Genomic DNA, 6,526 nt, shown 5'->3' on the forward strand with positions numbered 1-6,526 from the left:
GGCCCGCCGCCGACCGCTCGTCGCCCACCGTCCGACAGCTCGAACCCGGGAGTCCCGTGACCGCCCCCCCAACTCCTCGCCGACCCGCCGGCGACGTCCTCGCCCACCTCGGCCATGCCCCCGCGCCCACCCGCCCGGCCGACGCGTCACCGCACACCTTTCCCGACGGCGGCACCTGGCGAACCGAGATCCCCTCGGTCGAGGGCCCCGAGGCCCTCGCCACCGTGCTGGCGGAGAGCGCACGCCTCGATCTGCCCGTGCATCGCGTGAGCCAGGGCAGCGGCGTGTGGATGCTCACCGACACCGAGATCACCGAGATGGTGGCGGCCTGCGCCGACCGGAACGTGGAACTCTGCCTCTTCACCGGCCCCCGCGGCACCTGGGACATCGGCGGCTCCACCCGCACCGACTCCGGCGGCGCCGGGCTCCGGGCACGCGGCCACAACGCCTTCGCCGGCTGCGTCGAGGACGCCGTACGGGCCACGGAGTTGGGGGTGCGCTGCCTGCTGGTCGCCGACGAGGGCGTGCTGTGGTCGCTGCACCGGCTGCGTGCCGCCGGCGTGCTGCCGGCCGACACCACACTCAAGCTCTCCGCCCTCACCGGCCCGGTCAACCCGGCGTCCTACGCGGTGTACGAACGGCTCGGCGCCGACTCCCTCAACGTGCCGTCCGACCTGACCCTGGACCACCTCACCGAGATCCGCCGGGTCAGCGCCGCCCCGATGGACATGTACATCGAGGCGCCGGACGACCTCGGCGGCTACGTCCGCATGTACGAGGCGGCCGAACTGATCCGCCGGGGCGCTCCCCTCTACCTCAAGTTCGGGCTGAGCAACTGCGCAGGCATCTACCCCTACGGCGCCCACCTGCGCGACCACGCGCTGGCCACCGCCCGCGAACGGGTCCGGCGCGGCCGCCTGGTGCTCGACCTGCTCAAGCGGCACGGGGCGGACGGCGGCATGTCCCCGCCCGGCGCCCGCCTGCCCGGTGAACTGAGCCGTTTCCCCGTTCCGGAGGAGGACTGACCATGCGCATCCGCATCCCGTCCGCCGCGCTCGCCCTTGCGGCGCTGCTCAGCGTCACGCTCGCCGGCTGCGGCCAGGAGGCCCGCGGCGGCAGCCGCTACCAGCCCGAGCAAGGCCGCACCGGCACCGTCGGCCTGGCCATGCCGACCAAGTCCTCCGAACGCTGGATAGCGGACGGCCGCAACATGGCCGAGCAGTTCAAGAAGGCCGGGTACCGCACCGACCTCCAGTACGGCGACGACAAGGTGGAGAACCAGGTCGCGCAGCTGGAGAACATGATCACCAAGGGGCACCGCCTGCTGGTCGTCGCCGCCATCGACGGCTCCGCCCTCACCGACGTGCTCCGGCGGGCGCAGGACGCGGGCATCCCCGTCATCGCCTACGACCGGCTCATCATGGGCACCGAGAGCGTCGACTACTACGCCTCGTTCGACAACGAGCGCGTCGGCCGGCTGCAGGGCCAGTACATCGTCGACAAGCTGAAACTGGGCGAGCCCGACGACAAGGGCCGCACGTACAACATCGAGCTGTTCGCGGGTTCGCCGGACGACAACAACACCCGCTACTTCTGGACCGGCGCGATCAAGGTGCTGAAGCCCTACCTGGACAGCGGCCGGCTCGCCGTGCGCAGCGGGCAGACGGAGATGAACCAGGCCACCACGCTGCGCTGGGACGGCGGCACCGCGCAGAAGCGCATGGACGACCTGATCAGCAAGAGCTACGGGTCGAAGCGCCTGCACGCGGTCCTGTCGCCCTACGACGGCATCTCGCTCGGCATCATCTCCGCACTCAAGAGCGCCGGTTACGGCACCGAGAGCCGGCCGCTCCCGGTGGTGACCGGGCAGGACGCGGAGCTGGCCTCGGTGAAGTCGATCATCCGCGGCGAGCAGACCCAGACCGTCTTCAAGGACACCCGCAAACTCGCCGAACAGGCCGTCCGCATGGGCGACGCCGTGCTCAACGGCCGCAAGCCGGAGGTCAACAACACCACCGACTACGACAACGGCAGCAAGACCGTGCCGGCCTTCCTGCTGGACCCGGTGAGCATCGACGCCGAGAACACCGACCTCCTCGTCGAAGAGGGCTACTTCACCGAGGAGCAGCTCACATGACGCAGCCGGTCCTGCAGATGCACAAGATCACCAAGACCTTTCCCGGCGTGCGGGCGCTCTCCGAGGTGGACCTGACCGTGCGCCCCGGCGAGGTGCACGCCATCTGCGGGGAGAACGGCGCCGGCAAGTCGACGCTGATGAAGGTCCTCAGCGGCGTGCACCCGCACGGCAGTTACGAAGGGGAGATCCGCTTCGAGGGTGAACCGGTCGCGTTCCGGGACATCCGGGCCAGCGAGAGCCACGGCATCGTGATCATCCACCAGGAACTGGCGCTCGTCCCGCACCTGTCCATCGCGGAGAACATCTTTCTCGGCAACGAACGGACCTCGGCGCGCGGCGTCGTCGACTGGAACCGGACCCTGCTGGAAGCGAGCACCCTGATGCGCCAGGTCGGGTTGCGCGACAGGCCGCAGACGCCGGTCGCCGACATCGGCGTGGGCAAGCAGCAACTCGTCGAGATCGCCAAGGCGTTGTCGAAGGAGGTGAAGCTGCTCATCCTCGACGAGCCGACGGCCGCGCTGAACGACGAGGACAGCGCCAAGCTGCTCGACCTGATCCTGGAGCTGCGCGGGCAGGGCATCGCCGCCATCGTCATCTCCCACAAGCTCAACGAGATCCGCACGATCGCCGACTCGGTGACCATCCTGCGGGACGGCCGGACCATCGAGACCCTCACCGTCCGCGAGACACCCGACGACGCGCCGCAGCTGTCGGAGGACCGGATCATCCGCGGCATGGTCGGCCGGGACCTCAGCCACCGCTTCCCCGACCGCACCCCCTACCAGGGGGAGAGGCGGACGGCACTGGCCGTCGACGGCTGGACGGTCCGGCACCCGGTCGACCACCACCGCAAGGTCGTCGACGACGTGTCGCTGACCGTGCGCCGCGGCGAGATCGTCGGTGTCGCCGGACTGATGGGCGCCGGCCGCACCGAACTCGCGATGTCCGTGTTCGGCCGCTCCTACGGGCGGTACGAGGCCGGAACGGTGAGCGTCAGCGGGCGCCCGGTCTCGACCGCCACCGTGCCCGCCGCCGTCGATGCCGGACTCGCCTACGTCACGGAGGACCGCAAACGCTACGGCCTCAACCTCGTCGACAACATCAACCGCAACATCTCCCTTGCCTCACTGCCGGGCATGCGACGCCGCGGAGTCGTCGACGAGCACCACGAACGGTCCGTGGCCGAGGGCTACCGCGAGTCGATGAACATCAAGGCCCCGACGGTCTTCGAGCAGGTCGGTCGGCTGTCCGGAGGCAACCAGCAGAAGGTCGTGCTGAGCCGGTGGATCCACGCCGATCCCGACGTGCTGATCCTCGACGAACCGACGCGCGGCATCGACGTCGGCGCCAAGTACGAGATCTACACCGTCATCGACCGGCTCGCGGCCCAGGGCAAGGCAGTGCTGCTCATCTCCTCCGAACTGCCCGAACTCCTCGGCATGTGCGACCGGATCTACACGATGGCCGAGGGCCGGCTGACCGGTGAGGTCAGCGGCGCGGAGGCCACCCAGGAACTGCTGATGCGCCACATGACCATGAACAGAAGCTGAGGCCCCGCATGACCGACACGGCCATCCCCGTCAAGGAATCACCCGCCGCGCTGCTCGCCAGGTCCGTCCGCACGAACATGCGCCAGTACGGCATGCTCATCGCGCTGCTGCTGATCGTCGTGCTGTTCCAGGTGTGGACGGACGGCACCCTGCTGCTGCCGAACAACGTCTCCAACCTGATCCAGCAGAACGGCTACATCCTCATCCTGGCCATGGGCATGATGATCGTCATCATCTCCGGCCACATCGACCTGTCCGTCGGCTCGCTGGTCGCCTTCGTCGGCGCCATGTCGGCGGTGATGATGGTCAAACACGACATGCCCTGGGGCGTGGCGCTCGTCCTCGCGCTGCTGATCGGAGCCGCCGCCGGGGCCTGGCAGGGCTTCTTCATCGCCTACGTCGGCATCCCGTCGTTCATCGTGACGCTGGCCGGCATGCTGCTGTTCCGCGGCCTGACCCAACTCGTGCTGGGCGGCCAGTCACTCGCGCCCTTCCCGGAGGGCTTCCAGAACATCGCCAAGGGCTTCATACCCGAGGCGGGCCCCTACACCCAGTACCACAACCCCACCCTGCTGCTCGGCCTCGCCGCCCTCGCCTACCTGCTGTTCCGCGAGTGGCGCGACCGCATGCGCCAGCTCGACTACGAGCTGGAGGTGCTGCCGAGGAACCTGTGGCTGCTCAAGCTGGTGGCCATCACCGCCGCGGTCGTCGCCTTCACCCTGACCCTGGCGAGCTTCCACGGTGTGCCCGTCGTCATGCTCATCACCTGCGCCCTGCTCATCGGCCTCGGCTACGTCATGCGCAACGCGGTGATCGGCCGGCACGTGTACGCGCTCGGCGGCAACAAGGCCGCGGCCAAGCTGTCCGGCGTCCGGGACAAGCGCGTCACCTTCCTCGTCTTCGTCAACATGGGCGTGCTCGCCGCCCTCGCCGGCTGCGTCTACGCCGCCCGCCTGAACGCCGGCACCCCGCAGGCCGGCCTCAACTTCGAACTGGAGGCGATCGCCGCCGCGTTCATCGGTGGCGCCTCGATGAGCGGCGGCGTCGGCACCGTGCTCGGTGCCGTCATCGGCGGCCTGGTGCTCGGCGTGCTCAACAACGGCATGTCACTCGTCGGCATCGGCACGGACTACCAGCAGGTCATCAAGGGCCTCGTCCTGCTGGCCGCCGTCGGGTTCGACGTCTGGAACAAGCGCAGGGCCGGCCGATAGGCCCGCGTGGCACGGATCGCTCCACCCCTTGTCGAAGCCATCCACCTGGAGCCGCACATGACCGAGCAGGAGAAGCCGCGCACCGGGACGGCACGGCGTACCGTGCTGGCCGCTGCCGCCACCGCGGGACTCGCCGCGGCCACCGCCGGCACCTCGCACGCCGCCGGCACGTCACGTTCCGCCGGTGCCGACGCGCACGGCGGGAAGCCGGTGCGGGAGCCGTTCGGCAGGCTTCCGGACGGCACCGCCGTGCACCGCTGGACGTGGCAGCGCGGCGGCACCCGCCTGAGCGTGCTGTCCTACGGCGGCATCGTCCACGCCCTGGAACTCCCCGACCGCCGAGGCAGGTACGCCAACGTCTCCCTCGGCTGTGACAGCGTCCAGGGATACCTGGACGCCGGCGCCTACTTCGGCGCGCTGATCGGCCGCTACGGCAACCGCATCGCGGACGGCCGGTTCACGCTGGACGGCACCACCCACCAGCTGTCCGTCAACGACGGCGACAACAGCCTGCACGGCGGAACCGACGGCTTCGACAAACGAGTGTGGGACGTCGAGCCCTTCGCCGACCCGACCGGCTCCGGGCTGGTCCTGCGGTACGTGAGCGCCCACGGTGAGATGGGCTATCCCGGCACGCTCCGGGTGAAGGTCGTCTACACCCTCACCCGCGGCGGCGACTGGCGCATCGACTACCACGCCACCACCGACCGGGCCACCGTCGTCAACCTCACCAACCACACCTACTACAACCTCGCCGGGGAGGGCAGCGGAACCGTGCTCGACCACGAACTGCGCCTCGCCGCCCGCCGCTACGCCCCCACCGACGCCGGCCTGATCCCCACCGGCGAGCTGGCACCGGTGGCCGGCACGCCCTTCGACTTCCGGCACAGGCGCACCATCGGCCGCGACATCCGCACCGCGCACCCGCAGCTCGTGACCGCCAAGGGCTACGACCACAACTGGGTGCTCGACAAGGGCGTCACCAGATCACCCGCGCCGGTCGCCACCCTGCGCGACCCCCGTTCGGGCCGCACGATGGAGATCGCCACCACCGAGCCCGGCATGCAGTTCTACTCCGGCAACTTCCTCGACGGCAGCATCACCGGCACCTCGGGGCGGACCTACCGGCAGGGCGACGGCCTCTGCCTGGAGACCCAGCACTTCCCCGACTCGCCGAACCAGCCGTCCTTCCCGTCCACGGTGCTGCGGCCGGGCGACACCTACCGCTCCACCACGATCCACCGCTTCTCCACACGCTGACACCCGGCCCTCCCCTCCTGGGCCGGATCGCCGCCGAGGCCGGATAGCCCCGGCGGCCCGCTCACCCGGTGAGCACGCCCCCGGCAGGACCCCACCACGCTCCGCCGCCGTGCGGCGCGGCGAAGTGAGGGATCTCGCCGGGGGCCGTGTTCTTCCGGCGGCACGCTCGTTACTCCGAACGGGCTGTCCGGCGGCGGCCCCCGGCACGTCCAGGAGGTTGTCCAGTGAACGCAGGCCCGGCCCCCGAGGAGGCCGCACCCGGCGACCGGCTCCCGGTGCGCAAACGGCTCGCCCGGCTGCTCGAACCGGGCGTGCCGCGCCAGCGCCGCAGCCGTCCGGTTCCCCGAGGCGCCGCGGACACGTCGGCG

The 6,526-nt window shown here is 70.3% G+C and carries 5 protein-coding genes; all 5 read left to right on the plus strand.

The features are described 5' to 3' along the window. Nucleotides 1-56: 56 nt before the first annotated feature. Genes ACYVE9_RS12270 through ACYVE9_RS12290 form a run of 5 tightly spaced genes read left to right on the plus strand, consistent with a single transcriptional unit; the run spans nucleotide 57 to nucleotide 6,158 of the window. Nucleotides 57-1,025: a hypothetical protein gene (locus tag ACYVE9_RS12270; RefSeq protein ID WP_461027833.1), complete on the plus strand. Its 969-nt coding sequence runs from the start codon at nucleotides 57-59 to the stop codon at nucleotides 1,023-1,025. 2 nt (nucleotides 1,026-1,027) lie between these two features. Beyond that, entirely contained in the window at nucleotides 1,028-2,137 is a 1,110-nt protein-coding gene (gene chvE, locus ACYVE9_RS12275) for a multiple monosaccharide ABC transporter substrate-binding protein (protein WP_461027834.1), read from the plus strand. After that, on the plus strand, nucleotides 2,134-3,687 hold the full coding sequence (gene mmsA, locus ACYVE9_RS12280; RefSeq protein WP_461027835.1) for a multiple monosaccharide ABC transporter ATP-binding protein: 1,554 nt from the start codon (nucleotides 2,134-2,136) through the stop codon (nucleotides 3,685-3,687). The genes chvE and mmsA overlap by 4 nt, the downstream gene beginning before the upstream one ends. 8 nt (nucleotides 3,688-3,695) lie before the next feature. Beyond that, nucleotides 3,696-4,898 (plus strand): multiple monosaccharide ABC transporter permease, encoded by a 1,203-nt coding sequence (mmsB, locus tag ACYVE9_RS12285; protein ID WP_461027836.1) that lies wholly within the window; start codon nucleotides 3,696-3,698, stop codon nucleotides 4,896-4,898. 57 nt (nucleotides 4,899-4,955) lie between these two features. Continuing rightward, complete coding sequence (locus ACYVE9_RS12290; RefSeq protein WP_461027837.1) at nucleotides 4,956-6,158, plus strand: aldose epimerase family protein; 1,203 nt, start codon at nucleotides 4,956-4,958, stop codon at nucleotides 6,156-6,158. The last annotated feature ends 368 nt before the right edge of the window (nucleotides 6,159-6,526 follow it).

It is taken from the genome of Streptomyces sparsus (assembly GCF_054776295.1).